This window comes from Alteromonas sp. KC3, from assembly GCF_016756315.1.
GTDB lineage: Bacteria > Pseudomonadota > Gammaproteobacteria > Enterobacterales > Alteromonadaceae > Alteromonas.
Genome location: NZ_AP024235.1, coordinates 2962231 through 2986566, shown reverse-complemented (window position 1 = coordinate 2986566; position 24336 = coordinate 2962231). Strand labels below are relative to the sequence as shown.

Genomic DNA, 24336 nt, shown 5'->3' with positions numbered 1-24336 from the left:
ACCCCACACTTACCTAATATAAAAAAGCCCGCGTTTGCGGGCTTTTTGTATATGCTTGAATAGGAACTTAGTGAACTCGCTTTATTTCGTGAGTTCCTGTATTGCGCTAACGATACCCTTGGTATCCAAACCATGCACGTTATACATTTCTTGCTGCGTACCTTGCAAAATAAAGCTATCAGGCAGCCCTAACATCTTCACTGGCTTCAATACGCCGTTTTGTTGCAAATGTTCCAGTACTGCGCTGCCCGCTCCACCCATGATGCAGCCGTCTTCTAGCGTTATGAGTGCATCGTGTTCACTGGCCGCATTCATTACAGCTTCGCCGTCTAACGGCTTCACAAAGCGCATATCAATAACCGTGGCATTGCATTCTTCAGCCGCTTCTATTGCATAAGGTAATAAACAACCAAAATTTAAAATAGCGACGCGCTTGCCATCATCCACACTTGATGAACGTATCAGACGAGATTTACCAATCTCAAGCGCTGTCATTTCCTCATCTGGTGTAATGCCCATACCAGCGCCACGCGGATAACGCACCGCTGCTGGTTTTTGAAGCTTGTGGCCTGTATAGAGCATTTGTCTGCATTCATTTTCGTCCGCAGGGGCCATAACCACCATGTTAGGGATACAGCGTAAAAAGGCGATATCAAATGCGCCCTGGTGGGTTGGGCCATCAGCGCCAACAATGCCCGCTCTATCAATCGCGAATAACACAGGTAAATCTTGAATGGCGACATCATGAATTAGCTGATCATAAGCGCGTTGTAAAAATGAAGAGTAAATTGCTACAACCGCGTTCATGCCATCTTTTGCTAATCCTGCACCGAACGTGACGGCGTGCTGCTCTGCGATGGCAACATCAAAGTATTGGTCTGGGAATCGCTGCGAGAACTCAACCATTCCTGAGCCTTCGCGCATCGCGGGGGTAACAGCCATCAACTTAGGATCTTGGGCTGCCATATCACATAACCACTTACCAAAAATAGCCGAATAGGTAGGGGCTGAAGGTTTTGATTTAGGAAGCGCATTATCAGCAGGGTTGAATTTAGGCACAGCATGAAACTTGATAGGATCCTGTTCGGCTACGGCATAGCCTTTTCCTTTTTTAGTTACTACATGCAGCAACTGAGGGCCTTCAAATTTACGCATATTGCGCAAGGTATCGACAACAGCGTTAACATCATGGCCGTCAATTGGGCCGATATAGTTAAAACCTAATTCTTCAAAAATGGTACCAGGTACTACCATGCCTTTTAAGTGCTCTTCAGCACGGCTGGCGAACTCTTTAATAGGCGGCACATTACTTAGCAGCCTTTTGCCACCATCACGAATAGAGTTAAAGAAATTACCGGTGAGTAATCTAGCCAAATGACTATTTAATGCACCTACATTCTCAGAAATCGACATTTCGTTGTCATTAAGCACCACAACCATATCTTTTTTGATATCGCCAGCGTGGTTCAGCGCTTCAAATGCCATACCTGCTGTCATAGCGCCATCGCCAATAACGGCAACTACTTTGCGGTCTTTGCCTTCTTTTTCCGCGGCAACCGCCATTCCCAGGGCTGCACTAATTGAGGTAGACGAATGACCCACTGCAAAGGTGTCATAATCGCTCTCTGGAGGCCATGGAAAGGGATGCAGTCCATCTTTTTGACGGATTGTGCTCATGCGCTCTGCACGACCGGTGAGAATTTTGTGTGGGTAGGCCTGGTGCCCAACATCCCACAATAATCGGTCGAATGGCGTGTTATACACGTAGTGCAGCGCCACCGTTAATTCGACTGTACCTAAGCCTGAGGCAAAATGGCCACTTGTTTGGCTTACGCAATTAAGTAAATATTCACGCAACTCATCAGCTAACTCGCGCAGCTTGTCTTGAGGCAGCTGTCTCAGCTTTTCTGGTGTTTGCGCAAGCGCAAGCGTTGGGTAATGTTGGAGATCTAAACTCATGTACTTATTATCTTTTTCAACATGGCGCGTGGCTAGTGGTCGCGTTTTACCAAAAGCTCGCTAAACGCAATTAAACTGTCTGTATTGTAGGGTAAACGCGACAAGGCTTGAAGTGCATTATTATGAAGAACTTCTAACTCTTGCTTGGCGCCATCTAGGCCCAACTTGGCGGGAAACGTGTTCTTGCCAAGTGCCTGATCTGAGCCTGCAGGTTTTCCTAACTGCTCACTACTGCCTTCAACGTCAAGAATATCGTCTTGAACTTGAAATGCCAGACCTATATCAGCCGCGTATGCCATTAAATCGGCCTGAGCTTGCACAGTAAGGTCTTCGCTCACTGTAGCTATCATTTCTATACACGCTTTCAACAGCGCACCTGTTTTTAATTTATGCAGCTGTTTTAATTCTTCGAGTGAAATGGTTTTGCCCGTACTTGCCAGGTCTATCGCCTGGCCACCACACATGCCCAAATAGCCAGCACTTTTTGCAAGAATAGAAAGCAAGTTACTGCGCTTAGTTTGTGCATAATTGCTAAGTGGCGCATCTGCTAGCACACTAAAAGCAAGTGACTGGAGCGCATCACCAGCAAGAATTGCCGTGGCTTCGTCAAAGGCAATATGACAGGTAGGCATGCCGCGGCGCAGGTCATCGTCGTCCATGGCTGGCAGATCATCGTGCACTAAGGAATACGCATGAATACACTCGATGGCCATACTAATCGCCATTTGGTCTTTCTTTGGCACGTCTAGCGTGTTGCCCACTACCTGAACAAGAAGCGGACGCATGCGCTTACCGCCGGCGAGCAACGCGTGACGCATTGCGTCTTTTAGTCGCGGAGCGTAATCGGGTAACTCGTCAATTAGTGTAAGAAGAGATGCATCAGTCTGTTGTTTCACTTGCTGATGCAAAGCAGAAAAATTCATAGATTACCTGTTAGTTAAAAATGAACGATTTAAGGTTGTTCACTTTCAGGAAGCGTTTTTAACGTGTCGTTACCTTGCTCGCTAAGCAGTATCTTTACTTTTTGCTCAGCATTTTCAAGCGACTTTTGGCCTTGGCGAGATAATGCGATTCCGCGTTCGAACTTTTCCAATGCTACATTGAGTGGCAAGTCACCGTTTTCCATATCGTTCACGATGGCTTCTAATTCCGCAAGGGTTTCTTCAAAAGAAGTTGCGTCTTTTTCAGTCGTCATAAAATTCACTCAATTTTGTGGCCAAATTACATGTACGCGCACATTAACTGAGGGGTGCACATGGGTCAAATGGTTTGTCCGTATATTGCCTATAACGATGCAAAAATCGAACAATCGGTAAACTCAGTGGGCTGTGAAAGGTAAAAGGGCGTACCAAATTAAATGTGCTATAGTCCTCAAAATAGGTGGTAATGCGAAACATTGTTTAACGCAATCAGCGTTGCATTCCTTTTGCAAATTGCTACCACACTGAAATAAATGTGATATTTTTCAATAATGTCGTTTTAGTATTTTAATACTTTGCCGATAGAATACATGTACATCAATAGCACTGTCTGCACATAAATGAGGAAGAGTGAGTGGATTTAGCAACCGTCATAGGTATGTTGGGCGCCATCGGTTTCATAGTAATGGCTATGATATTAGGCGGCAGCATGAGCATGTTCATAGACGTGCAATCTATACTTATCGTTTTCGGTGGAACCTTATTCGTAGTCTTATCTCAGTTTACCCTTGGCCAATTCTTTGGCGCAGGTAAGGTGGCGGGTAAGGCCTTTATGTTCAAAATTGAGTCGCCAGAAGAGCTTATCGAAAAAATCGTAGAAATGGCAGATGCGGCGCGTAAAGGTGGGTTTCTAGCACTCGAAGAAGCTGAGATATCGAATGAATTTATGCAAAAAGGCGTAGACATGCTAGTTGACGGACACGATATTGAAGTGGTTCGTGCAACCTTATCCAAAGACATCGCAATGACAAGCGAACGGCATGACTTCGGCGCATCTATCTTCAAAGGTATGGGAGACGTAGCGCCAGCAATGGGGATGATAGGTACCCTAATTGGTCTTGTGGCCATGCTGTCTAACATGGATGACCCCAAGGCTATCGGCCCTGCAATGGCGGTAGCACTTTTGACTACGCTATATGGTGCCTTCTTTGCCAACGTAGTGTGTTTACCTATTGCATTTAAACTTGCTGTACGCGCAGGTGAGGAAAAGCTCAATCAGAGTCTCGTATTAGACGGTATTGTCGGTATTGCTGATGGTCAAAATCCACGTGTAATTGAAGGTGTTTTGAAGAACTATCTTGCAGCTAGCAAACGCGGTGCTGCCGAGGAAGAATAATGGCCGAAGAAGAATGCCCAAAATGCCCCCCCGAGGGGCTGCCCGCTTGGATGGGAACATTTGCAGACCTTATGTCTCTGCTGATGTGCTTCTTCGTGTTACTTCTGTCATTCTCCGAAATGGATGTCCTCAAGTTTAAGCAAATTGCGGGCTCAATGAAGTTCGCCTTTGGTGTGCAAAATAAAATTGAGGTTAAAGACATTCCGAAAGGAACAAGTGTTATCGCCATGGAGTTTAGACCGGGTAAACCTGACCCAACGCCAATTGAATCTATTCAGCAGCAGACCATTGAAATGACACAGCAGATGTTAGAGTTTCAAGCAGGCGATGAAGACTCGGCAGGTGGTCGTCAGAAGCAACGCGGTGAACAACGTGGCGGTCAATCTCAGCAAACTGCCAATGAGTCAGCATCGTCGGCAGAACAAAGCTCTGAACAAACACAAACTGCAGAATTGATGAAGAAAATTGCACAGCAGCTTCAAAAGCAGATTTTGGATGGCTCTATAGAAATGGAGTCGTTGGGACAGCAGATCACCATACGTATTCAGGAAAATGGTTCCTTCTCAGCAGGCTCTGCATTCTTACAGCCACAATTCCAACCTGTTTTAAGAAAGATTGGTGTACTGTTGGCCGATGTACCCGGCGAAATAGAAATTTCCGGACATAGCGATGGGCAGCATATTGCCAATGAGCTTTATCGTTCAAATTGGGACTTGTCAGCACAGCGTGCTGTTGCGGTTGCTGAGGCTATGCGCACTGCGCCTGGTTTTGATGAGAGTCGAATGTCTGTAGTGGGCAAAGCCGATACTGCTCCCGTTGTTGAAAATGCAACTACAGCTCAAGATAGGGCCAAAAATAGGCGGGTAGAAATCAATATCAATCAAGGCAAGCCCATGCTCTCAAAGCCCATCTCAGTCGTAGATGAATAAGCAGTAGTAATTCATTGAGCACAATCAAAAACGGCGCATTTTCAGCGCCGTTTTTTGTGTAGAATATAGATTGTTACTAGCGAGCGAGCGTTGCTCTAAACTGTGGTTTTGACACCACAAGTTGTACAGTACTTATCGTGCGCTCAAGGAACCCACCTTCGCAATATTTCAAGTAGTAAGTCCACATACGCATAAAGCGCTCGTCATAACCGTCTTTTAGCAGTTCGTCTTTAGCTGATATAAACGCTTCATACCAATGATTCAATGTCATTGCGTAATCAATACCAATATCATGTAAATCTCTTATCATCATATCGGTATGCTTTTTCAAATGGGCATTTAATTGATATTGCGATGGTAAAAAGCCGCCTGGAAAAATGTACTTTTGAATAAAATCCACGCTGTTTGAGTAGCTATCATAACGTCTATCATCAATGGTAATAGACTGTAGTAGCATCAGGCCATTATCTTTTAAAAGCGATGAGCATTTTTCGAAAAAGTTACCTAAGAACTGTTTGCCTACCGCTTCAATCATTTCAATAGAGACAAGCTTGTCGTATTTGCCTTCTAATAATCGGTAGTCTTTTTTCAGCAAGGTAACGCGGTCTGATAGGCCTTCACGGGCGATCCATTCTTGTGCCCACGCATGTTGTTCTTCTGAAATAGTGGTTGTGGTTACTTTGCAGCCATAGTGTTTAGCTGCATAGACGGCAAGACCGCCCCAGCCCGTACCAATCTCAATTAGGTGGTCGCTCTCTTTAAGCTGCAATTTGTCACAAATGGTTTTCAGCTTATAATTTTGTGCCGCATTGAGTGACGTATTCGCGTCGGGGTAAATGGCCGACGAATACATCATGGTGTCGTCCAAAAAACGCGTATACAATTTGTTGCCAAGGTCGTAATGCGCTTCGATGTTCTTTTTAGCTTGGTCGCGGGTATTGCGTCGAGCGAAATGCTGTAGTTTATTTATTGGCATAGAAAGCCATTTAAATTTACTTTCCCACTTATCTAATGTGGGCAGGTTTCGAGCGAAAATACGCACAACCGAGGTAACATCGTTACTATCCCAAAGGTCGTCCATGAACGCTTCGCCTGCACCAACACTACCACCAAGTAGCAAGCGCCGATACGCGCTCATATCTTTAATATTCACTGTGGCGCGCAATTCATCATTGTCGTCGCCAAATCGTGCGATCTCATCACCGCATTCTTGAATAATAAGACAACCAAAAGGCAGTTGCTTAAGGCATTGAAGAAATAGATTTCGGCACACTTTATCAGCAAGTGATACCTCTGAAGTTGTGAGTAGTACGGATTCACCAAAAGACATTATTATTGTTCCTGACTCTTTTCTGGGTGTGAATACAAGGGCGTTCTTTTTAAAAATAATTTAAGCGCTTGCCAGTATATTCCCGCCATCGTTTTAATGGTCATACTTGGAATACGTTTCATCGCATTAGAAAGATTCGCTTCATCAAGCTTAAATTTCTGTAAGTTTATACCTGCACTGAATTCTTTATCGTCACGTACGCAGTCCATCGCTAAAGAAAGTGTATGGCTAGGTTGGGAAATTCGCCAGTGATAGGTCATATCCATCGGATTAAAAGGAGAGACATGAAAAGCTTTTTCGGTGTGCGCTTGTGTCTTCAAATCTACGAGATAGTGATGGCGCTCATTCCAAGGTGTGTTACTGACTTCGGCAAGAAGATGCGTGAATGTGCCTTGGTCATCGCGAAGATAATAGAAATTGACCGGGCTGAAATACAAACCCCACATGCGAATTTGTCCTAGCATGAACACATCGCCTTCTAGCGCAACATTATTATTAAGAGACTGCATTTTTTGCAGTACGGCTTGAGCAAGGGGCACATCTTTATCTCCTAGGTAATCTGAACGCTTAAAACGCGCTCGCGCTCTCTTGGAGGTAGAAAAATGTGAGAGGGTACTGTCCAATGTTTCAAGCTCATTGCCGCTAAGTTTTAACCAAAATAGATAAATGTCGTAGTCGAATTTATGCTGTGTAGGTTTAAACCGTTGATGGAAAACCGTTCCTCGATATATAGCGCTCTCTATCACAGTGTTTCACCAAAGCGTTCACACACATCTAGTGCGCTTCTAACACCATCTTCATGGAATCCGTTGTACCAATAAGCGCCGCAAAAATGAAGGTTATCAACGCCGCAAATCTTTCCTCTTTGTTTCTGCGCCTCGACCATTTCGCTACTGTACTGAGGGTGCGCATAGTCATATTGGCCTAATATCGTATCGTTATCGATGCTTGATGTGTTGTTGAGTGTCACGCAGTAAGTCGAAGGCACAGAGAGACGTTGTAAAATGTTCATATTATAGGTCACTGAAGCTGGACGCATTTCTTCGCTACTGTCTTCCTTTAAACGATAATTCCAGCTGGCCCAAGCAAGCTTTCGTTTAGGAAGTTGGTGAGTGTCTTTATGCATCACTACATCGTTATTCGCGTATGGAATATTGCCCAATACCTGTTTATGCCAATCACTTGGTTCAGCAATCATGTGCAATGCTTGGTCGCTATGACAAGCAAAGATTATATCGTCGAACAACGCGCTGTTGTTTTGTGCATCAACCACTCGCCACTTGCCTTCGTGTTTTGACACTGATACCACGGCCGTTGATAGCTTAATTTTATCTTTAAAAGCGGCGACAAGGGGGGGAATATATTCACTTGAACCGCCTTTTATTGTGTACCACTGAGGGCGATCTGTGATGTTTAATAGCCCGTGATTATTGAAAAACTGCAGGAAGAAGGTCAGAGGGAAACGTCGAGTTTGCTCTAAACTGCTCGACCATATTGCCGCACACATTGGTAGAATATAGTACCGTGCGAAATCATCACTCAGTTGAAGCTCTTCGATAATATCCTGAAGTGTTAATAAAGACGTATCTCGCTTATCAGCAACCATTTGCTTACACGCTTTATTGAACTTTAATATGTCACGCACAATTCGCCAAAAACGAGGGCGCAATATATTGCGCCGTTGTGCAAACAAACTGTTTATATTGTTGCCGTTGTACTCAATGTTAGCTTTTTCGCTAGTGACGGAGAAGCTCATTTCAGTAGGTTGGTACTCTACACCTAATGACGTTATAAGCTTGATAAAATTGGGGTAAGTCCAATCATTAAAAACGATGAAGCCTGTGTCGATGTTGTGAACCTCGCCATCGTCTGTGATTTGTTTAGTGGCAGTGTGCCCACCAATGTAATTATTCGCTTCATAAACAGTTATGTTATTCTGTTTGTTTAGTAAGTGGGCGCAGGTTAAGCCCGAAATGCCAGTACCAATAATGGCTATTTCTTTAGTCATCAGTAATTCTCTTATTATTTTTCTCTCATTGCCAAAGACAATCGTTTTTGAATTGGCGTTGGTAATATGTGCATAAATCGTAAAATGAGCCCAAACAAGCGAGGAAAAAAAACCGTTTGCTTGTTACTTTCGATACCTTTAAGCATCGCTTTAGCTGCTTCGCTGGCGGTTATCTTCATTGGCATTTCAAAATCGTTTTTGTCAGTCAACGGCGTTTCAACAAATCCAGGGGATACAGCTTGAACGTCAATACCCTTGTCGTGTAAATCAACTTCAAGCGACTTCGTAAAATAATGTAGAGCGGCTTTACTTGCGCCGTATGCTTGAGAGCGGGTAAAGGGAAGCAGTCGCGCCATGCTGTCTACGATAACTACTTTGTTGCCTTTTTTAAGAATAGGCAAAATGGCATCGACGCAGTGAACAACACCAAAGAAGTTTGGTTCAAATACACGCCTAAACATGTCAGGCTCAAAGTCCTCAACATCGACGTATTCGCATGTGCCTGCGTTTAATATGGCGACGTCAAATGTCTGAGTACGAAGTGCTTCACGTGTTGCTTCTAGTGATGTGACATCGAATTGGCAGGCTTGAATGTTTGTATGTTCACTTAATCTGTCCAATACGTTCTTATTGCGTCCGCAAGCAATTACGTTGTAGCCACTATCCGCTGCGTGTTCTGCCAACGCTTTGCCGATGCCTGATGTTGCGCCTGTAATAAGGAGTGTCTTCACGATGCAAGTCTGCCTTTTATTTTTTTGATAACAAAACCTAATACAGGTACGTGCTCATACACCATTTCGCCCACATCGTAGTAATCTTTGTGGTAAACAATAATGTCATCTTTAATGCCGAGTTGCGTAGTGCCATCAAGAGTGATTATTTTTTTACCTTTTGTAAGCGTAAGTGTCATTGTCCAATTAGCAATATGGGTTACCGAGGAGTCGTTGACTGCGCACTCTAAAATATGGGCGATGTCGAATTTGCAGCTCTCTGCTTGGGTAAGTAAATTGGCAAAGTACTGCTTAACTTCTGTCAGACCCTGATGTGTTGTTATGGGGTCGATGAAAAGAATGTTATCTGAATAGATAGACGCCAAATCATCGGGAGAAATTTGACAAATATCTGTGTAAATTTTACAAAAACGACTGATGACATCCATCCAGCTTTCCCTCTAAACGAGCGGTTACATTAAAAAATTAACCAAAAGTCTAACCTGCAATTAAAACCTAAGTATTTGCAATTTTTAGGTTGGTGTTTTTTTGTGCGCAGTGCAAGTCTTTGATTTAGTTATTTCATTTTTTTATTCTTTGTTCACAATACAGTGTCTAGTTGCTAAGAGATCACGTTTTAAAGCGAAAGTGTGAAAATTTTTCACATTCGATCCAATTCGTACCCACTTGCGTAGGTAATTTCGTGTTTTCGGAAGTGTAATTTATGAGTGAAGATCGATTTCCATTATTTCCATTGTCTGCGCATCTCTTACCTGAGGGACGTATGGCGCTGCGTATTTTCGAGCCGCGATACTTGAGGATGGTCAAAGAGGCATGCGCTGAAAACAAAGGCTTTGTAATGTGTATGCTCAATGCCAGCGGCGATAAAGACCTCAATGAACATATTCATAAAATAGGAACAATGGCACACGTTGTTGACTTCGATATGTTGGATGATGGGTTGCTTGGCATAAAGGTTGCTGGTTCTAGGTTAGTCGAGGTGTCGGATATTCAAACCGAAAAAGATGGTTTGCGCACAGGTACATGCAAGCCAATGTCGCAGTGGGACTGTACATTAGCACCTCAACAGTTAGCGCCTATGGACGAGCGGCTTAAAGAGATTTTTAGCGATTACGAAGAACTTGCATCTTTATACGATGCCCCAAAATTTGATTGCCCTAACTGGGTTCTCAACAGGTGGTTGGAACTACTACCTGTTGATGGAGCGCAGAAGCAGTATTTTTTGGCGCAGAAAGAATGTACAGGGCTTTTACATTACCTGTCTGCACTCATTGCGTAACGTTGAGTGTAAATATTACAGGTAATGTACATTACAAAAACGTAATTCAAATAGTGCAATCACTTTATGCCAATTCGCCGTAGAATATCAGAACCAAAACGGAAAGGCGGACGAATCATATGTTAGTTGGAATTCCATTGGAACAAAGCAATAGCACAATCAAACCAAAAGAGTGTGCTACCGAAATGTCTGATTACCTTGTAGCGGTTGCGAACGAGAGATGTAAGCGTTCATTTGCAAGAGTGTTTAATTACTTTGCACCTCGTTTACGTTCATACGCATTAAAGCAGATGGGTAATGAAGCTTTGGCGATGGAGTTGGTTCAAGATACTATGTCGAACGTGTGGCAAAAGGCGCACTTATTCAACGCAGAGAAGGGCTCACCTTCTACGTGGATTTTCACCATTGCGCGCAACATTCGATTCGACATGCTCAGAAAGCTGCAAAACAGAAAAGAGGATGTGTGCTCTGATGATTTATGGCCTGTGCTGTGTGAGCAGACTGCCGACGTAAATGAAGCGCCACTTGACGAGCAGGTTACATTAGAGCAAATTGGTCACTTATTCGAATCACTGCCTGTTAAACAAAAAGCGGTGGTTGAAGCGATTTATATCGATGGGAAGTCACAGCAAGAGGTGGCAGACGAATTATCGATACCCCTAGGTACGGTGAAATCAAGAACTCGTCTAGCGCTTCAGCGTTTAAAGGTAATGCTACACGACAATGATTAAGTTTCACCCAACACCTCGACAACTTAGCGAATTTGTTGAAGGCGGTCTATCTCCAGCGATATCTCTGATGGTCGCAGCCCACTGTGATATGTGCAGTAGGTGTAGATCTCAAGTCGAGTTGGAAACAGAGGCACTAGCCGCACAGTTGATGTCAGATGTAGATGCATTCGGTGATGCTGGTGCTGCTTTTGGTGACATGTTGTCATCCATTACTTCTGAGCCTGACGACGCTCAAACCAGCCAAGATGATGTACTCTATGATGGCGACTTTGACGACACAGATGTTATCGTCAGCACCCGTCCTTATCGAGAGAGCATCCCCGCTCAAGTTAAAACTCAAAATACATCACAGATGAGCACTATTGAGCTTGATGGTCGCACGTTTAAACTTCCGCGTACGTTGCAACGCTATGTGACAAAAACGGGAAATTGGTCAAGCCTAGTCGGCAAATTGTGGCAGGCCCCGGTTGATTTAGGTAATCAGGGCGTTGCAAACTTTATATTCATGGGGCAGGGGGGAAGTGTTCCTGAGCACACCCATAGAGGTACAGAGTACACGCTCGTCATTGACGGTGAATTCAGTGATGGACTTAACTCTTATGACACAGGGGATTTTATCTATATGGACGGTGATAAAACCCACACACCAAGGGCTGACGCAAAAGAAGGGTGTTTAGTGTTCAGCATTGTAGACCAACCACTTCATTTTACATCGGGTTTAGCGCGCTTGTTGAATCCGTTTAGCCACCTCTTTTTTAGATAGCCTCGGCAAACAAAAAACGCACTATTAAGTGCGTTTTTTGTTTTCTAAAATTCAGTTATTGCTAACTGATAAAGTCACTTTCTGGATAATTAAGCTTTAGTGTCTTCATTGCGTTATCACGCAATTCCGTTAGCCCTAGCTGCTCGTAGCTTGAAACCATTATTTCAAGAGCTTGTTGAACTTGCGTTGTATTCGGGAAGTGCTCAATTACATAGCGCCCACGATTTGCAGCTGCTACGTAAGCTTCTCTTCGCATATAAAAACGCGCAATGGCAATCTCATAGCGTGCTAAGCGGTCTTTGATGTATACCATACGCTGTTTTGCATCCGCAGCGTATTTACTATCAGGATATTGCTGAATAAGACGTCGAAAATCTTCGAATGCTTGACGAGATTTGGAGGGGTCTCTATCTGTACGATCGATATTCATCAATTCCTGAAATAAATTGCTATCAGACTCCATATTAGTCAAGCCACGCATGTAATAAGCGTAATCAACGTCTGAATGATTTGGGTTTAAACGAATAAAGCGGTCGATAGTTGCTAACGTCTCATCAATCTTACCTGATTTGTAATAGCTATAAATCAGATCAAGTTGAACTTGGTGAGATAAAGGACCGAAAGGATAGCGTGAGTCTAATGCGCTCAATGTTTGTGCAGCCGCGCTGAAGTTGCCGACTTCCATACTTTGCTTCGCACTGTCGTAAAGTTGCTGCGCACCCATGTTAGCTAAAACGGCTTTCTCTTCATTATCTGAAGAACTGCATCCTGCGACAGATATCACAGCACCTAATAAGACCGGCGCTAGTAAACGAAATGATTTCATAATAATTCTAGTTTCCTGCTAAACAGTTTAAATACTTCGCTGTCTAAGCTCACGTGTTAAACAACAACACTTTAATTGCATTCTAACGTACTAACGGTGAGAAAAACCATACAAAAACGTAAACAACGCAGTGTACAGCGTGAATAGTTGTTATAATACTCTTTTTTAGACGTAATCAATGGTGTTATGACACAGTCGCCCAACACAATACAATTAGAAGCTTCAACGGAAGCTGCGCATTTTGGTTTACGGTTAGATCAGGTTTTAGCTGATTTGTTCCCTGAATATTCACGTTCCAAGTTAAAAACTTGGATCTTAGATGGGAACGTAGCGGTAAACGGAGAAGTTATCACAGTACCTCGCCATAAAATGGAGATGGACGAAGTGATTACCGTCAAGGCCGAAATGGACGTTCAAGTAACGAGCAAAGCACAAGACATTGCCCTCAACATTGTTTATGAAGATGACCACATTTTGGTAATCAATAAACCTGCTGATTTGGTAGTACACCCTGGTGCGGGGAATCCTAGTGGTACAGTACTAAATGCACTGCTTAATCATGTTCCTGATATCGATAAAGTTCCGCGTGCGGGTATCGTTCATCGTCTCGATAAAGACACTACCGGATTGATGGTTGTGGCAAAGACAATACCTGCGCAAACCCATCTTGTTGATCAACTTCAACGTCGTGAGATGAGCCGTGAGTACGAAGCAGTTGCATTGGGAACTATGGTTGCAGGTGGAATTGTAGACGCGCCAATTGGTCGACACGCAACCAAACGCACGCATATGGCGGTTCGCGAAATGGGCAAACCAGCCGTAACGCATTACCGCGTGATAGAGAAGTTTCGAGCATACACGCATTTGCGCTTAAAACTTGAAACCGGACGAACGCACCAGATTCGTGTGCACATGGCGCACATCAAACATCCTTTGTTGGGCGATCAAGTATATGGCGGTCGTCCGCGTTTACCTAAAGGTGCATCGGAAGCGTTTATCAGTGCTCTTCGAGGGTTTCAGCGTCAAGCGCTACACGCAGCGCAGTTGTCTCTCTTCCATCCAGAAACAGAAGAGTGGATGACGTGGAAAGCACCGTTGCCACAGGATATGCAAGACTTGTTAAAGGCTGTCAAAAAAGACACCGAAGACAACCCGCAGGATATGCTGTAGTCGTATGTCGGTGACCAAGACGATAAAACCACATTGGCGCTCACCCGACAATATTGTTGCATACACAAGTACGCGACTTGGAGGTGTCAGTCTTGGTGATTATCATGGACTAAACGTAGGAGCGCATGTTGGCGATGACTTATTGCTCGTCAAAAAGAACCGAGCACTTCTGCCACAGCACGAAAAATTAACGTGGTTAGAGCAGGTACACTCTAACCGCGTTGTTGCGTTACCAACTATCGATACAACTGCCGATGCAGCGTACTCACAATCACCCCATTATTATTGTGCGGTAATGACTGCTGATTGCGTTCCTATTTTAATGTGCAATACCAAGGGAACAGAAGTGGCTGCAGTGCATGCTGGCTGGAAAGGACTGGAAAATGGCGTGATTGCAAACGCTGTCTGTCGTTTCGAAAGTGCGCCAAGTGAATTACTCGCATGGATTGGCCCAGCTATTTGCAAACAGTGTTACGAGGTAGATGAACGTGTTGCTGGGGTGTTTTCATCATATCCCGATGCGCTTTCTACAAATGATTCAGTTGATAAATTTCTTTTGGACCTGCCATTTATTGCACAAACTCAACTAAATGCATTAGGCGTAGATAACGTAACTCAAAGTGAACTCTGTACATACTGCCGCAATGATCTTTTTTATTCTTATCGACATGCAACGCACCAAGGTAAACGTGCGACTGGGCGCATTGTGAGTGTAATTGGCATTAAGTAAACGGTACTTCTGTTCTCGCAGCTGATTGGATAAGCCGCGTGACTAAGCCATTTTGTATTATCTGTAGTTTGTTCTAAATCAACTATTTTGATGTTTTTGGCCGCTTTCGGCACCTTTTTAGCCAAGATTGCATTTTCGTACTTGAATCATAAATCACCAGATCCCATAACTACATCATCGAATTAAAAACATTTTATGTTTTCTTTTTAGGTTGAGATTATGAGATTAGACAGATTTACCAGTAAATTTCAGCTCGCTATATCCGATGCTCAATCACTCGCATTGGGTCGAGATCATCAATACATAGAACCTGTACATTTAATGACTGCCATGCTCAATCAGCAAGGCGGCTCAGTACGACCACTGTTAGACCAAGCTAATATCAATGTAAATGCTCTGCGTTCTGCATTAAGTCAAGCTATCGAACGTCTTCCAAGAATCGAGGGTATTGGCGGTGATGTTCAGTTAAGTAAAGACAGCGGTGTGCTACTTAATCTGTGTGACAAAATAGCGCAGCAGCGCAAAGACGAATACATCACGTCAGAGATTTTTGTACTCGCTGCGTTGCAAGACAAAGGGCGATTAGGTGAAATTCTTAAGAGCTTGAATATTAAGCAAGACGCTATTGAAGCGGCCATTGACGATATGCGTGGTGGTCAAAAAGTCACAGATCCAAATGCAGAAGATGTTAGGCAAGCGCTAGAAAAGTATACGACAGACTTAACCGAGCGTGCAGAGCAAGGAAAATTAGACCCTGTCATCGGGCGAGACGACGAAATTCGACGAACCGTGCAGGTGTTGCAGCGCAGAACAAAAAACAATCCTGTGTTAATTGGCGAACCTGGTGTGGGTAAAACCGCAATTGTGGAAGGGCTTGCCCAGCGTATTATTAATGGGGAAGTGCCTGAAGGACTTAAAAATAAGCGCGTGTTGGCGCTTGATATGGGAGCGCTGGTAGCGGGAGCAAAATACCGTGGTGAGTTTGAAGAACGCTTAAAAGCGGTACTTAATGAACTCGCTAAAGAAGAGGGGCGTGTAATCCTCTTTGTCGACGAGCTTCACACCATGGTAGGCGCGGGTAAAGGTGACGGTGCAATGGATGCAGGCAATATGCTCAAGCCTGCTCTAGCTCGAGGTGAGTTACACTGCGTAGGCGCCACAACGCTGGACGAATACCGTCAGTACATTGAAAAAGATGCTGCACTTGAGCGTCGATTCCAAAAGGTTCTAGTGGAAGAGCCAAGTGTTGAAGATACCATTGCTATACTGCGCGGGCTTAAAGAGCGCTACGAACTGCATCATTCTGTAGATATTACTGACCCTGCTATTGTGGCTGCGGCAAGTTTGTCTCACCGTTATATAAGTGATAGGCAATTACCCGATAAAGCTATCGATTTGATTGATGAAGCCGCTTCAAGTATTCGTCTTCAAATTGATTCAAAACCAGAAGATATGGACCGTCTAGAACGGCGTATTATTCAGCTAAAGCTTGAAGAGCAAGCGTTGGCAAAAGAGACGGACGACGCTAGTCACAAGCGCTTAGAAATGATTGAGCTAGAACGTGAACAAGCGGAAAGTAAATATGCAGAACTAGAGAAAGTGTGGCTAGATGAAAAAGACGCCATGCAGGGGACGCAAACAATAAAGGGTGAGCTTGAGCAAGCTAAGCTTGACCTTGAAATTGCACGACGTGCTTCAGATTTAAACCGCATGTCTGAATTGCAATATGGCCGTATTCCTGAGCTAGAGGCTAAACTAGAGCAAGCCGCAGAAAATGAAACTCGTGAAACTAAACTTGTCAAAAACAAAGTAACAGATGCAGAAATTGCTGATGTGTTGTCGCGTTGGACGGGCATTCCTGTAGCAAAAATGCTAGAAGGAGAGCGTGACAAACTACTTCGCATGGAAGAAGTACTCCACAAGCGAGTGGTTGGACAAAGCGAAGCGGTTCAAGCGGTTTCGAATGCCATTAGACGCTCCCGAGCAGGGCTTTCTGATCCAGACCGTCCAATAGGCTCATTTCTATTTTTAGGTCCGACAGGTGTTGGTAAAACTGAGCTTTGTAAGGCTCTGGCCGGCTTTATGTTCGATACCGAAGATGCCATGGTGCGTATTGATATGTCTGAGTTCATGGAGAAGCATTCTGTTGCGCGGCTAGTAGGTGCTCCTCCTGGTTATGTTGGATATGAAGAGGGCGGTTACCTCACAGAAGCAGTACGACGTAAACCGTATTCTGTAATTCTGTTAGACGAGGTTGAAAAAGCACATCCAGACGTATTTAACATATTGCTACAAGTGCTCGACGATGGCCGTTTGACTGATGGTCAGGGGCGCACAGTAGACTTTAAGAATACTGTTGTCATCATGACATCAAACTTGGGCTCAGACATTATTCAAGATAAGCATAATGAAAACCAATATGAAGAGATGAAGGCGGCCGTGATGAACGTGGTAGGTCAGCATTTTAGACCTGAGTTTATTAATCGTGTCGACGACATAGTGGTGTTTCATCCTCTTGGCAAAGAAGAAATCAAGTCGATTGCAAAAATACAGCTTGCGTCACTACGAGCAAGACTGGCTGAGAAAGGTTACAAGCTCAACTTGTCTGCAGCGGCAATGGACAAACTGGCAGAAGCGGGCTTCGACCCTGTATTTGGTGCACGTCCTTTAAAGCGTGCTATTCAAGTACAAGTAGAAAATCCACTTGCACAACAATTGCTGGCAGGTGAATTATTGCCTGAGTCGACCATTCGCATTGATGCTGACGACAGTGGACTTTTTGTTGTGAGTCAGTAATTGATATCACGCATTAGTTGATTAAAAAGGCGCTTCTTATGGAGCGCCTTTCTTTTTTGCAATATAGTGATACGCAGAAATAAACACTTGGTCACACTGGTGGCGCAGCAAAAGTGCTTAAGGAAAACAAATGCGCGAATCTCTTATTATTGAGAAGTTTAAAGCAGTCGTAGGAGAGGGGGCTGTAGCCTATGGTCATCAACAAACCTCACATTATCGAAAAGGATGGCGTTCTGGTGAGGGTGATGCGCTTGCTGTTTTATTTCCTAAAACATTGATTGCATGCTGGCACTTGTTATCAATTTGTGTCGAAGAAAATTGTATCGTAATTATGCAGGCGGCTAAAACTGGGTTAACTGAGGGATCAACGCCTAGTGGGAATGATTATGACCGTCCTGTCGTGATCATAAATACTTTGGCGATGGACGACATTATGCTGCTAAATGGTGGCAAGCAGGTCATCAGCTTTCCTGGCGCGACACTGCACAAACTGGAAAATTTACTCAAACCGCTTAAAAGAGCGCCTCACTCGGTTATTGGTTCATCTTGTCTTGGCGCATCGATAGTAGGTGGTGTTGCAAACAACTCTGGCGGCGCATTGGTTAAGCGGGGTCCTGCTTATACCGAATTAGCATTGTATGCTCAGGTTAACCGAGAAGGTAAGCTTCAGCTGGTCAATCATCTGGGTATAGCGCTCGGGAGCTCACCAGAAGAGATACTGAACAATTTATCTGCTGGCAATTTCAATAAACAGGTCGATTTTAACGAAAAGAAAGCATCCGCAAGTGATTACGAGGATATCGTTAGAAATGTCGATGCAGACACACCCAGTCGGTTCAATGCCGATCCTTCTAGATTGTATGAAGCGAGCGGATGTGCAGGCAAAATTGCAGTATTTGCGGTGGTGCTAGATACCTTCGCAGTCCCTGATGCTGAGCAAACCTTCTACATTGCTACCAATGATGCCGATGTATTAACCCAGATTCGAAGAGATATACTGAAAGGCTTTTCCTCATTACCTGAAGTCGGTGAATATTTGCATCGCGACATGTTCGACATTGCTGATAAATATGGCAAAGACACGTTTTTGAGTATTCATCATCTGGGGACCACCTTTCTACCTAAACTCTTCGCAGTGAAAGGAAGAGTCGATGCCTTTACTAACAAACTGCGCTTTCTACCTTCATTTTTATCTGACCGAATAATGCAGCGGTTAAGCCACTTATTTCCAGATCACATACCGCCTCGCTTGCGACAATTCCGTGACAAATACGAACATCATCTTATTGTAAAGATGAGTGATAAGGGTATAGACGAAGCGAATGTGTACCTCCGTGATTTGTTTGAAAGCAAACCAAATAAAGGCGCATTCATAGCGTGTACCGAAGATGAAGCAAATAGGGCTTTTTTACTGAGATTTGCAGCAGCCGGTGCAGCGGTAAGATACCAAACGCTTAAACAAAAAGACGTAGGGGAAATACTCGCGCTTGATATTGCCCTGCGACGCAATGACATTTATTGGGTGGAAACTTTGCCCGAGCACATATCGCAACATATTGATAAGTCGCTCTACTATGGCCATTTTTTTTGCCACGTTTTCCATCAAGACTATGTGTTGAAAAAAGGAGCGGATGCGAAACAAGTAAAAGCAGACATGTTAGCGTTACTTGATGATAGGGGAGCTAAGTACCCTGCGGAGCACAATGTGGGTCACTTATACAAAGCGGAAGATTCTCTTGTCACTTTTTATCGTACTTTAGACCCCACCAATACCTTCAACCCAGGTATTGGTGGAATGGAAAAGCACGCACGTAACTGTGCGTGTTGCTAACTATGTTGTAAAACATGTTTGTCGTCTTACAAACTCTCTAGTAATGCTTGTGCCTTTGGACGAAGAAAGAAAGGACGCTCTACATTTACTGCGTATTCAAGCTCTTTCTTTGCTTCTTCAATGCGATTTAACTTAGCCAGCGTAAAGCCTAAGTGATAGCGAATGTTAGGATCGTTGGCGTCTCGGGCAAATGCATCACGAAGCATTCTTAAGCTTCCCTCCAAATCACCTTCAAGGGCTTTAATGTAGCCAAAAGTGTCGAGTACCCTCGCTGAATTCGGTTGCAAAGAGTAGGCTTTTTCTGCAAATTTTCTGGCTTCCTGTAATGAAGAGTCAATTGACATGATGGCAAGGCGATTAAACGCTTCAGCAGGGTTTAATAAGTTTGGCTCTTCAACCAACGCTTTGTAAAGCGCAATCGATTCATCAAATTCTCTTATAAAAAACAAATACTGCGCAAGGAGGTTTCTAGCCAATAAGTTGCCTTCATCCTGTTGAGATAGTTCACGCGCTATCTCTAAAAAGACGTCAACGAACTCCTCATTAAGCGCATAATTGTAAATTGCTATAAAGGCCTGAGAGAAGCGAGGGTCTAACTCTAAGGCGTTTCTGTAATAAGTGATGGCGTCCTCTGTGTCACCTTTGTTTGCTTCTAGGCGCCCTTTCAAAAACTGGTAAACTGCATTTTGTTGCTGTGCTGCGGGTATGGACGCAAGCAATGCACCTGCTTTTTCGTTATCTTGAAGGTCTAGTAATAGGCTCACATAGCGAAACGTAACGAAAGTATTTTGCTTAGCAACGGAGTGTGCAGTTTCCATTGCGCTTTTCGCAGCTTCATTCTTACCTAAGGAGCGCATTAAGTCAGAGTAAACAATCAGTTTTTCCGGGGTATCGTCAATAAAGTTTCTAACTATCCCAAGCGTTTTTTCAGCATCTGATGTGCGGTTCGCGTCGATGAGAAGTTGTGCTTTTCGTAATAAATAATCGGCATTATCGAAATCGTCTTTCAACAATAAATCAAGGTGATAAAGTGCGCTTTTTGTATCACCTAGCCTTTGATAGAGGCTGGAAATCCGTTCTCTAGCGCCAATATTGGACGGATTAAGCGTTAAAACATCAAGGTAAATCTGCTTCGCTTTTTCAACATCCCCGCTTCTTGTTAGGTTAAATGCCTTTAAAAGCAGAGTTTCGTTATGCTGCGGTGACAATTGAAGTAACTCTTCAACTAACTCATTTGATTTTACCGTGTTGCCTAACCGGCTTTCGGTTGCCGCTAAATTAAACTTAGCGGGAAATAGCGTTGGATTTTTTTCCAGTGCTTTTTCAATATTAACTTTAGCCTGCGATAGATTTCCTTGTCGTATTAGGATCCCAGCTTTAAGGTTGTACACTTCGGCCTTATCTGGAAACATGCTATTAAGTAGATTGGCCCCCTTGAGCGCATTGTCGAATTGTTCAGCTTGAAGGTTCATTAACGAGTAGGTGAACAAAAAGCCCGCGTTTTCAGTGTAGTTAGCTAAATTCTTTTCCAATATTTCCAGCGCTTGCGCTTGTTTGCCTCGCGCAGCCATTAGTTTTATCTTAAATAATTGAAGCTTCCCTTCCTCTGGAAATAAGGTTTCCAAATCTTCTAGTAATCGCTCTGCTTTAAATGCTTTATTTTGTCTGATGAACAAATCGCCTAGTAGTAATGCAGAGTCTACATCTTCCATAAGTGCAGACTGATGACGTTCAAGCAACAGAAGCGCTTGTTTATCTTGTTGAGTAGCGATATAGACCTGACTTAGCATCAATACAGCTTGTAGGTCCTCAGGTTCCTTCTGCAGATAGGCGTTAAAGTCTTTCGCTGCGGTCTCCATGTTGTTATTAAAGAAATTTGTCAGACCGCTTATATAAAGCAGCATAGGCTGAGAAGTTATTAACTCAGGGTCAAGTTGCGCCATAAAATCGTTTAGCTCTTTGAGCTTAGTGTTATCAATGGCTTGATCGCTATCTCTGCTTTGTAACCAACTGTTTAGCAATATGGCTAACGGGTCGTTCGGTGTATCCTCAATAATTTCATCGACGAAAAGTTTGGCAGTATCATAATCCTTAGCTTCCAGGTAGAGGTCGACAAGGTTTCTAAGCGCTATCGGGTCATCCCTATTAAATGACAATGCTTTTTGAAGGTGTGATGTGGCAGATGCTGTGTCGCCTTGACGGTAAGCTAATTGACCTTTCAGTCGCCAAGTGATCGCATTTTCAGGCTCAATATTGATCGCCTTTGTAATAAGCCCTGCAGCCTTATCGAGATCTTCATTTTGTAGAGCTATAGACGCTAAGCCATTTATTGCGGGTACAAAGTCTGGAGAGGCGGCGATGATGGTATTGTAGTCTCTTAATGCACATGCCTCATCTTCTAACCGAATGCAGGCTGTAGCTCTTATAAGTAGCCACTCTCGCTCTGCTTCACCGGATAGTCTGTCTAGGTTTGAGAATTCTACGATATCTTGATATTTATTAAGAAATAACCAAGTGTTACCTAAAGGCTCAGCAAGCAGGTTAATATCAGCACCCATTTCTAGCGCTTCAACGAATTCCATTTCGGCGGCGGTCAAGTAACCATTAATCAGTAGTATTTCCCCCATAAGCAATTTCGCTGCTAAGTTTTCAGGATCTTTTTGAAGGCTGTTTTTAAGGTGAATGTATGCTTCGTCGTATGCGTTGTTATTAAATGAGGTGAGTGCTTTCTCATAATCTTCCGACGTTGTTGCAAAACTAATCGGGCTTTGCAGCGCTAAAAATGTTGTAGTGAAAATAGAAAATAAAGCGTTTTTCGCAAAGCGTCTTTTTTTGTATGAGATATCCATGATTACCTGAGATTCCACCTGAAAATGGTATTTTTATGTATAAAAAAAGGTGGCTAAAGCCACCTTTTAAAGATACGTGTTTTCTGTTTAATTTTAAACAATTAAACGCGACGCTTGCGACGATAAAGAAGTAAGCCCACTCCAAGGCTCATTAGAGCAAATGCTCCAGGCTCGCTAACATCAACATCAGGAGTTTCGTTGCGTTGAGAAATGCCTAATGAAGCCAGCTTAAAACCAGAGCCTGAAATTGAAGTTTCATCATTATTCGGATCGAAGTATGTATTGTAAGCGCCTACTAGCCAATATTTAGCTTCTTTGAGTGAAGTTGGATATGTTACTTCGTAATTACCAAGATTATGCGGATTAGTGGAAATATTCTTGTGGGTAATTGATGTAATCGCAGAAGACGCTGCAATATCAGTCCACGTAGTTACACTACTAGATGCATTTTTGAAAATATCAATATTATCAAACCCAACAACGGTAAGTTGGTTTTCATTACCAGCACCAGTCAGGTAATTAAATTTGGTGTTTGTAAGTGCTACCGCTTCACTAAATGAAAATAAGACCATGTCAAAATCAAATTTCCAATCGTCTTGGTTATTATCGATTGTATGCCAGTCACTAAGGCCACCCCCATGGTCTTTGTTTGTCATTGCAAGGCCATATGTTTGGCTATAGTCTAGTCCGTTCTGTCTAACAACTCGATCATCATTGTCGTTGTAAGACGCAGCTGTATCCGCCCACGTAGTATATGAAACGTAAATATCTGAACCGTTGATTTTTATCGAGCTCGCAGTAGGTTCAAACCCCTTCGATACATTCTGTGCAATCATGTCGTAAGTGTACTGTTCGAGCATTGAATCATCAGCAAGAGAGGCGTGTGAGGTAACAACAAGTAATGAAGATAAAGATAGTTTTAACAGCTTGTTCATTTAGTAAAACTCTACAACGGAATATTTGAAAGAAGTAATAGTTCTCTGGTTAGCTAAAATCGTGCCAGTTTTTTTGTTGTTGTTATTATTGAGTTTTTGTGTCTTTTTTGAATGGGTGATTAATGAAGAGTAAAAAAAACTGACAGTGTAGAACTGCCAGTTTTAGTCTTTCGTATAATAGTTAAATCAGAGTCTTTTTTCTTCTCCACATAACAATAAGACCTGAGGCGAATAGTAGTCCCAGTGTACCTGGTTCGCTGACTGCTGTGCTATCCGGAGGTGGAGTTTTATCACTAACTGAAAAACCGATGCTAGTTAGCTTAAATGCATCATTGCTTGAATAGCCACCTATATCACCAAACACCTTGTTGTATGCACCAACCAGCCAATACTTGGATGATGTATTAAGCGCGAATTCAGACTTATATTTTAGATGTTCATCGGTAGAGTCGCATTTTTCAACATTATAGGAAGACGTGATCGCAGTGCCTACGATATCGCTCCAAGTACTGCTGCCTGATGTTAGTGAACTTATATTATCAAGAGCCGCTATCGACACCTGCGTGTCATACTGACTATAGGCCCACGAAAAATTAGCGCCTTGTAGAGTTACATCATCGCTAAATGAAAATAATACGAAGTCGAAATCTTGCCAGTTACCGTTGCGAGTATTTACGTTATCAATAGCGTGATCTGGTGAGTTATATGCCGACTCCCAATCTTCGTTGGTTACACCGTAACCATACTTATCGGAAATTTTGTAGGTATCGGCACCCACAACAATATCGTCATTATAGCCGTAGGTATCTGCCCATCCGCTTACTGCTACATTGACGCCACCAATAGCCACATTAGATGAATTAGCAGACGTACTTTCGAAGATGCCATGGTCGACAAGGTTGTAAACATTCTCGCCAAGAGGCGAGTTGCATTCGGCTGTGCTTGTTTGGGTACTGCTGCCGCCGCACTGGCTGTAATTATAGTTGTACCGATATCCCGCTGACGCCGTACTAATAACACCAACGCACGATAACGCTACGCAAAACTTTGTTATGGAACTTAACCGCATTTCAATTAATCCTAAATAAATTGATAAGGGAAAGCTCTCTCATGCGCCTGAGCGCGAGGAACTTCAACATGGAATCGCCATAAT

Annotated in this window: 21 protein-coding genes; 9 read left to right on the top strand and 12 right to left on the bottom strand. The window is 43.4% G+C overall.

Annotation, left to right across the window (positions count from 1 at the left end; translation table 11 throughout):
• Positions 1 to 81: 81 nt before the first annotated feature.
• Genes dxs through JN178_RS13270 form a run of 3 tightly spaced genes read right to left on the bottom strand, consistent with a single transcriptional unit; the run spans position 82 to position 3154 of the window.
• A complete protein-coding gene (gene dxs, locus JN178_RS13280) occupies positions 82 to 1959 on the bottom strand; it encodes a 1-deoxy-D-xylulose-5-phosphate synthase (RefSeq protein WP_202261974.1) in 1878 nt (625 codons plus the stop codon).
• Positions 1960 to 1991: 32 nt separating this feature from the next.
• Entirely contained in the window at positions 1992 to 2882 is an 891-nt protein-coding gene (locus JN178_RS13275; protein WP_202261973.1) for a farnesyl diphosphate synthase, read from the bottom strand.
• 29 nt (positions 2883 to 2911) lie between these two features.
• A complete protein-coding gene (locus JN178_RS13270; protein WP_202261972.1) occupies positions 2912 to 3154 on the bottom strand; it encodes an exodeoxyribonuclease VII small subunit in 243 nt (80 codons plus the stop codon).
• A 359-nt stretch (positions 3155 to 3513) separates the two neighbouring features.
• Between JN178_RS13270 and pomA the strand changes: the two genes are divergently transcribed.
• Both pomA and JN178_RS13260 read left to right on the top strand, forming a co-directional pair.
• Positions 3514 to 4275 carry a flagellar motor protein PomA gene (gene pomA, locus JN178_RS13265; RefSeq protein WP_159626958.1) on the top strand — a complete coding sequence of 254 codons (762 nt, stop codon included), beginning with the start codon at positions 3514 to 3516 and terminating at the stop codon, positions 4273 to 4275.
• On the top strand, positions 4275 to 5204 hold the full coding sequence (locus tag JN178_RS13260; protein WP_159626957.1) for a flagellar motor protein MotB: 930 nt from the start codon (positions 4275 to 4277) through the stop codon (positions 5202 to 5204). Before pomA ends, JN178_RS13260 begins: the two co-directional genes overlap by 1 nt.
• A gap of 76 nt (positions 5205 to 5280) precedes the next feature.
• On the opposite strand, the gene JN178_RS13255 is transcribed toward JN178_RS13260, so the two are convergent.
• Genes JN178_RS13255 through JN178_RS13235 form a run of 5 tightly spaced genes read right to left on the bottom strand, consistent with a single transcriptional unit; the run spans position 5281 to position 9701 of the window.
• Complete coding sequence (locus tag JN178_RS13255) at positions 5281 to 6534, bottom strand: SAM-dependent methyltransferase (protein ID WP_202261971.1); 1254 nt, start codon at positions 6532 to 6534, stop codon at positions 5281 to 5283.
• A gap of 2 nt (positions 6535 to 6536) precedes the next feature.
• A complete protein-coding gene (locus tag JN178_RS13250) occupies positions 6537 to 7280 on the bottom strand; it encodes a DUF1365 domain-containing protein (RefSeq protein WP_159626955.1) in 744 nt (247 codons plus the stop codon).
• The gene (locus JN178_RS13245) at positions 7277 to 8542 is read right to left on the bottom strand and encodes an NAD(P)/FAD-dependent oxidoreductase (RefSeq protein WP_202261970.1); all 1266 of its coding nucleotides are present in this window, start codon (positions 8540 to 8542) and stop codon (positions 7277 to 7279) included. Before JN178_RS13245 ends, JN178_RS13250 begins: the two co-directional genes overlap by 4 nt.
• A 14-nt stretch (positions 8543 to 8556) precedes the next feature.
• Complete coding sequence (locus tag JN178_RS13240) at positions 8557 to 9273, bottom strand: SDR family NAD(P)-dependent oxidoreductase (protein ID WP_202261969.1); 717 nt, start codon at positions 9271 to 9273, stop codon at positions 8557 to 8559.
• On the bottom strand, positions 9270 to 9701 hold the full coding sequence (locus JN178_RS13235; protein WP_202261968.1) for a nuclear transport factor 2 family protein: 432 nt from the start codon (positions 9699 to 9701) through the stop codon (positions 9270 to 9272). Before JN178_RS13235 ends, JN178_RS13240 begins: the two co-directional genes overlap by 4 nt.
• A 275-nt stretch (positions 9702 to 9976) precedes the next feature.
• Here JN178_RS13235 and JN178_RS13230 point away from each other — a divergent pair, with 275 nt between their 5' ends.
• The 3 genes from JN178_RS13230 to JN178_RS13220 all read left to right on the top strand — a co-directional run bounded on the left by JN178_RS13230 (position 9977) and on the right by JN178_RS13220 (position 12046).
• On the top strand, positions 9977 to 10552 hold the full coding sequence (locus JN178_RS13230) for an LON peptidase substrate-binding domain-containing protein (RefSeq protein WP_202261967.1): 576 nt from the start codon (positions 9977 to 9979) through the stop codon (positions 10550 to 10552).
• A gap of 119 nt (positions 10553 to 10671) precedes the next feature.
• The gene (locus JN178_RS13225; protein WP_202261966.1) at positions 10672 to 11283 is read left to right on the top strand and encodes a sigma-70 family RNA polymerase sigma factor; all 612 of its coding nucleotides are present in this window, start codon (positions 10672 to 10674) and stop codon (positions 11281 to 11283) included.
• Positions 11276 to 12046, top strand: coding sequence for a cupin domain-containing protein (locus JN178_RS13220; RefSeq protein ID WP_202261965.1), 771 nt, complete (start codon positions 11276 to 11278; stop codon positions 12044 to 12046). Before JN178_RS13225 ends, JN178_RS13220 begins: the two co-directional genes overlap by 8 nt.
• A gap of 61 nt (positions 12047 to 12107) precedes the next feature.
• Here JN178_RS13220 and JN178_RS13215 read toward each other — a convergent pair whose 3' ends face one another.
• On the bottom strand, positions 12108 to 12872 hold the full coding sequence (locus JN178_RS13215; protein WP_159626948.1) for an outer membrane protein assembly factor BamD: 765 nt from the start codon (positions 12870 to 12872) through the stop codon (positions 12108 to 12110).
• A 186-nt stretch (positions 12873 to 13058) separates the two neighbouring features.
• On the opposite strand from JN178_RS13215, the gene rluD reads away from it, so the two are divergent.
• From rluD to dld, 4 genes are all read left to right on the top strand, one after another.
• On the top strand, positions 13059 to 14042 hold the full coding sequence (rluD, locus tag JN178_RS13210) for a 23S rRNA pseudouridine(1911/1915/1917) synthase RluD (protein WP_159626947.1): 984 nt from the start codon (positions 13059 to 13061) through the stop codon (positions 14040 to 14042).
• Positions 14043 to 14046: 4 nt separating this feature from the next.
• Entirely contained in the window at positions 14047 to 14772 is a 726-nt protein-coding gene (gene pgeF, locus JN178_RS13205; RefSeq protein ID WP_202261964.1) for a peptidoglycan editing factor PgeF, read from the top strand.
• 219 nt (positions 14773 to 14991) lie between these two features.
• On the top strand, positions 14992 to 17568 hold the full coding sequence (gene clpB, locus JN178_RS13200; protein ID WP_202261963.1) for an ATP-dependent chaperone ClpB: 2577 nt from the start codon (positions 14992 to 14994) through the stop codon (positions 17566 to 17568).
• Between the two features lie 130 nt (positions 17569 to 17698).
• Complete coding sequence (gene dld, locus JN178_RS13195; protein ID WP_202261962.1) at positions 17699 to 19399, top strand: D-lactate dehydrogenase; 1701 nt, start codon at positions 17699 to 17701, stop codon at positions 19397 to 19399.
• A gap of 26 nt (positions 19400 to 19425) precedes the next feature.
• On the opposite strand, the gene prsT is transcribed toward dld, so the two are convergent.
• From prsT to xdp1 (JN178_RS13180), 3 genes are all read right to left on the bottom strand, one after another.
• A complete protein-coding gene (prsT, locus tag JN178_RS13190; protein ID WP_202261961.1) occupies positions 19426 to 22248 on the bottom strand; it encodes an XrtA/PEP-CTERM system TPR-repeat protein PrsT in 2823 nt (940 codons plus the stop codon).
• A 101-nt stretch (positions 22249 to 22349) separates the two neighbouring features.
• Entirely contained in the window at positions 22350 to 23183 is an 834-nt protein-coding gene (gene xdp1, locus JN178_RS13185) for an exosortase-dependent surface protein XDP1 (protein WP_202261960.1), read from the bottom strand.
• Between the two features lie 181 nt (positions 23184 to 23364).
• On the bottom strand, positions 23365 to 24252 hold the full coding sequence (gene xdp1 / locus JN178_RS13180) for an exosortase-dependent surface protein XDP1 (RefSeq protein ID WP_202261959.1): 888 nt from the start codon (positions 24250 to 24252) through the stop codon (positions 23365 to 23367).
• Positions 24253 to 24336: the final 84 nt, after the last annotated feature.

Coding starts and splice junctions, on each gene's coding strand:
- dxs (WP_202261974.1), bottom strand. CDS start 1,959: ATGAGTTTAGATCTCCAACATTACCCAACGCTTGCGCTTGCGCAAACA.
- JN178_RS13275 (WP_202261973.1), bottom strand. CDS start 2,882: ATGAATTTTTCTGCTTTGCATCAGCAAGTGAAACAACAGACTGATGCA.
- JN178_RS13270 (WP_202261972.1), bottom strand. CDS start 3,154: ATGACGACTGAAAAAGACGCAACTTCTTTTGAAGAAACCCTTGCGGAA.
- JN178_RS13260 (WP_159626957.1), top strand. CDS start 4,275: ATGGCCGAAGAAGAATGCCCAAAATGCCCCCCCGAGGGGCTGCCCGCT.
- JN178_RS13255 (WP_202261971.1), bottom strand. CDS start 6,534: ATGTCTTTTGGTGAATCCGTACTACTCACAACTTCAGAGGTATCACTT.
- JN178_RS13245 (WP_202261970.1), bottom strand. CDS start 8,542: ATGACTAAAGAAATAGCCATTATTGGTACTGGCATTTCGGGCTTAACC.
- JN178_RS13235 (WP_202261968.1), bottom strand. CDS start 9,701: ATGGATGTCATCAGTCGTTTTTGTAAAATTTACACAGATATTTGTCAA.
- JN178_RS13230 (WP_202261967.1), top strand. CDS start 9,977: ATGAGTGAAGATCGATTTCCATTATTTCCATTGTCTGCGCATCTCTTA.
- JN178_RS13225 (WP_202261966.1), top strand. CDS start 10,672: ATGTTAGTTGGAATTCCATTGGAACAAAGCAATAGCACAATCAAACCA.
- JN178_RS13220 (WP_202261965.1), top strand. CDS start 11,276: ATGATTAAGTTTCACCCAACACCTCGACAACTTAGCGAATTTGTTGAA.
- JN178_RS13215 (WP_159626948.1), bottom strand. CDS start 12,872: ATGAAATCATTTCGTTTACTAGCGCCGGTCTTATTAGGTGCTGTGATA.
- rluD (WP_159626947.1), top strand. CDS start 13,059: ATGACACAGTCGCCCAACACAATACAATTAGAAGCTTCAACGGAAGCT.
- pgeF (WP_202261964.1), top strand. CDS start 14,047: ATGTCGGTGACCAAGACGATAAAACCACATTGGCGCTCACCCGACAAT.
- clpB (WP_202261963.1), top strand. CDS start 14,992: ATGAGATTAGACAGATTTACCAGTAAATTTCAGCTCGCTATATCCGAT.
- dld (WP_202261962.1), top strand. CDS start 17,699: ATGCGCGAATCTCTTATTATTGAGAAGTTTAAAGCAGTCGTAGGAGAG.
- prsT (WP_202261961.1), bottom strand. CDS start 22,248: ATGGATATCTCATACAAAAAAAGACGCTTTGCGAAAAACGCTTTATTT.
- xdp1 (WP_202261960.1), bottom strand. CDS start 23,183: ATGAACAAGCTGTTAAAACTATCTTTATCTTCATTACTTGTTGTTACC.
- xdp1 (WP_202261959.1), bottom strand. CDS start 24,252: ATGCGGTTAAGTTCCATAACAAAGTTTTGCGTAGCGTTATCGTGCGTT.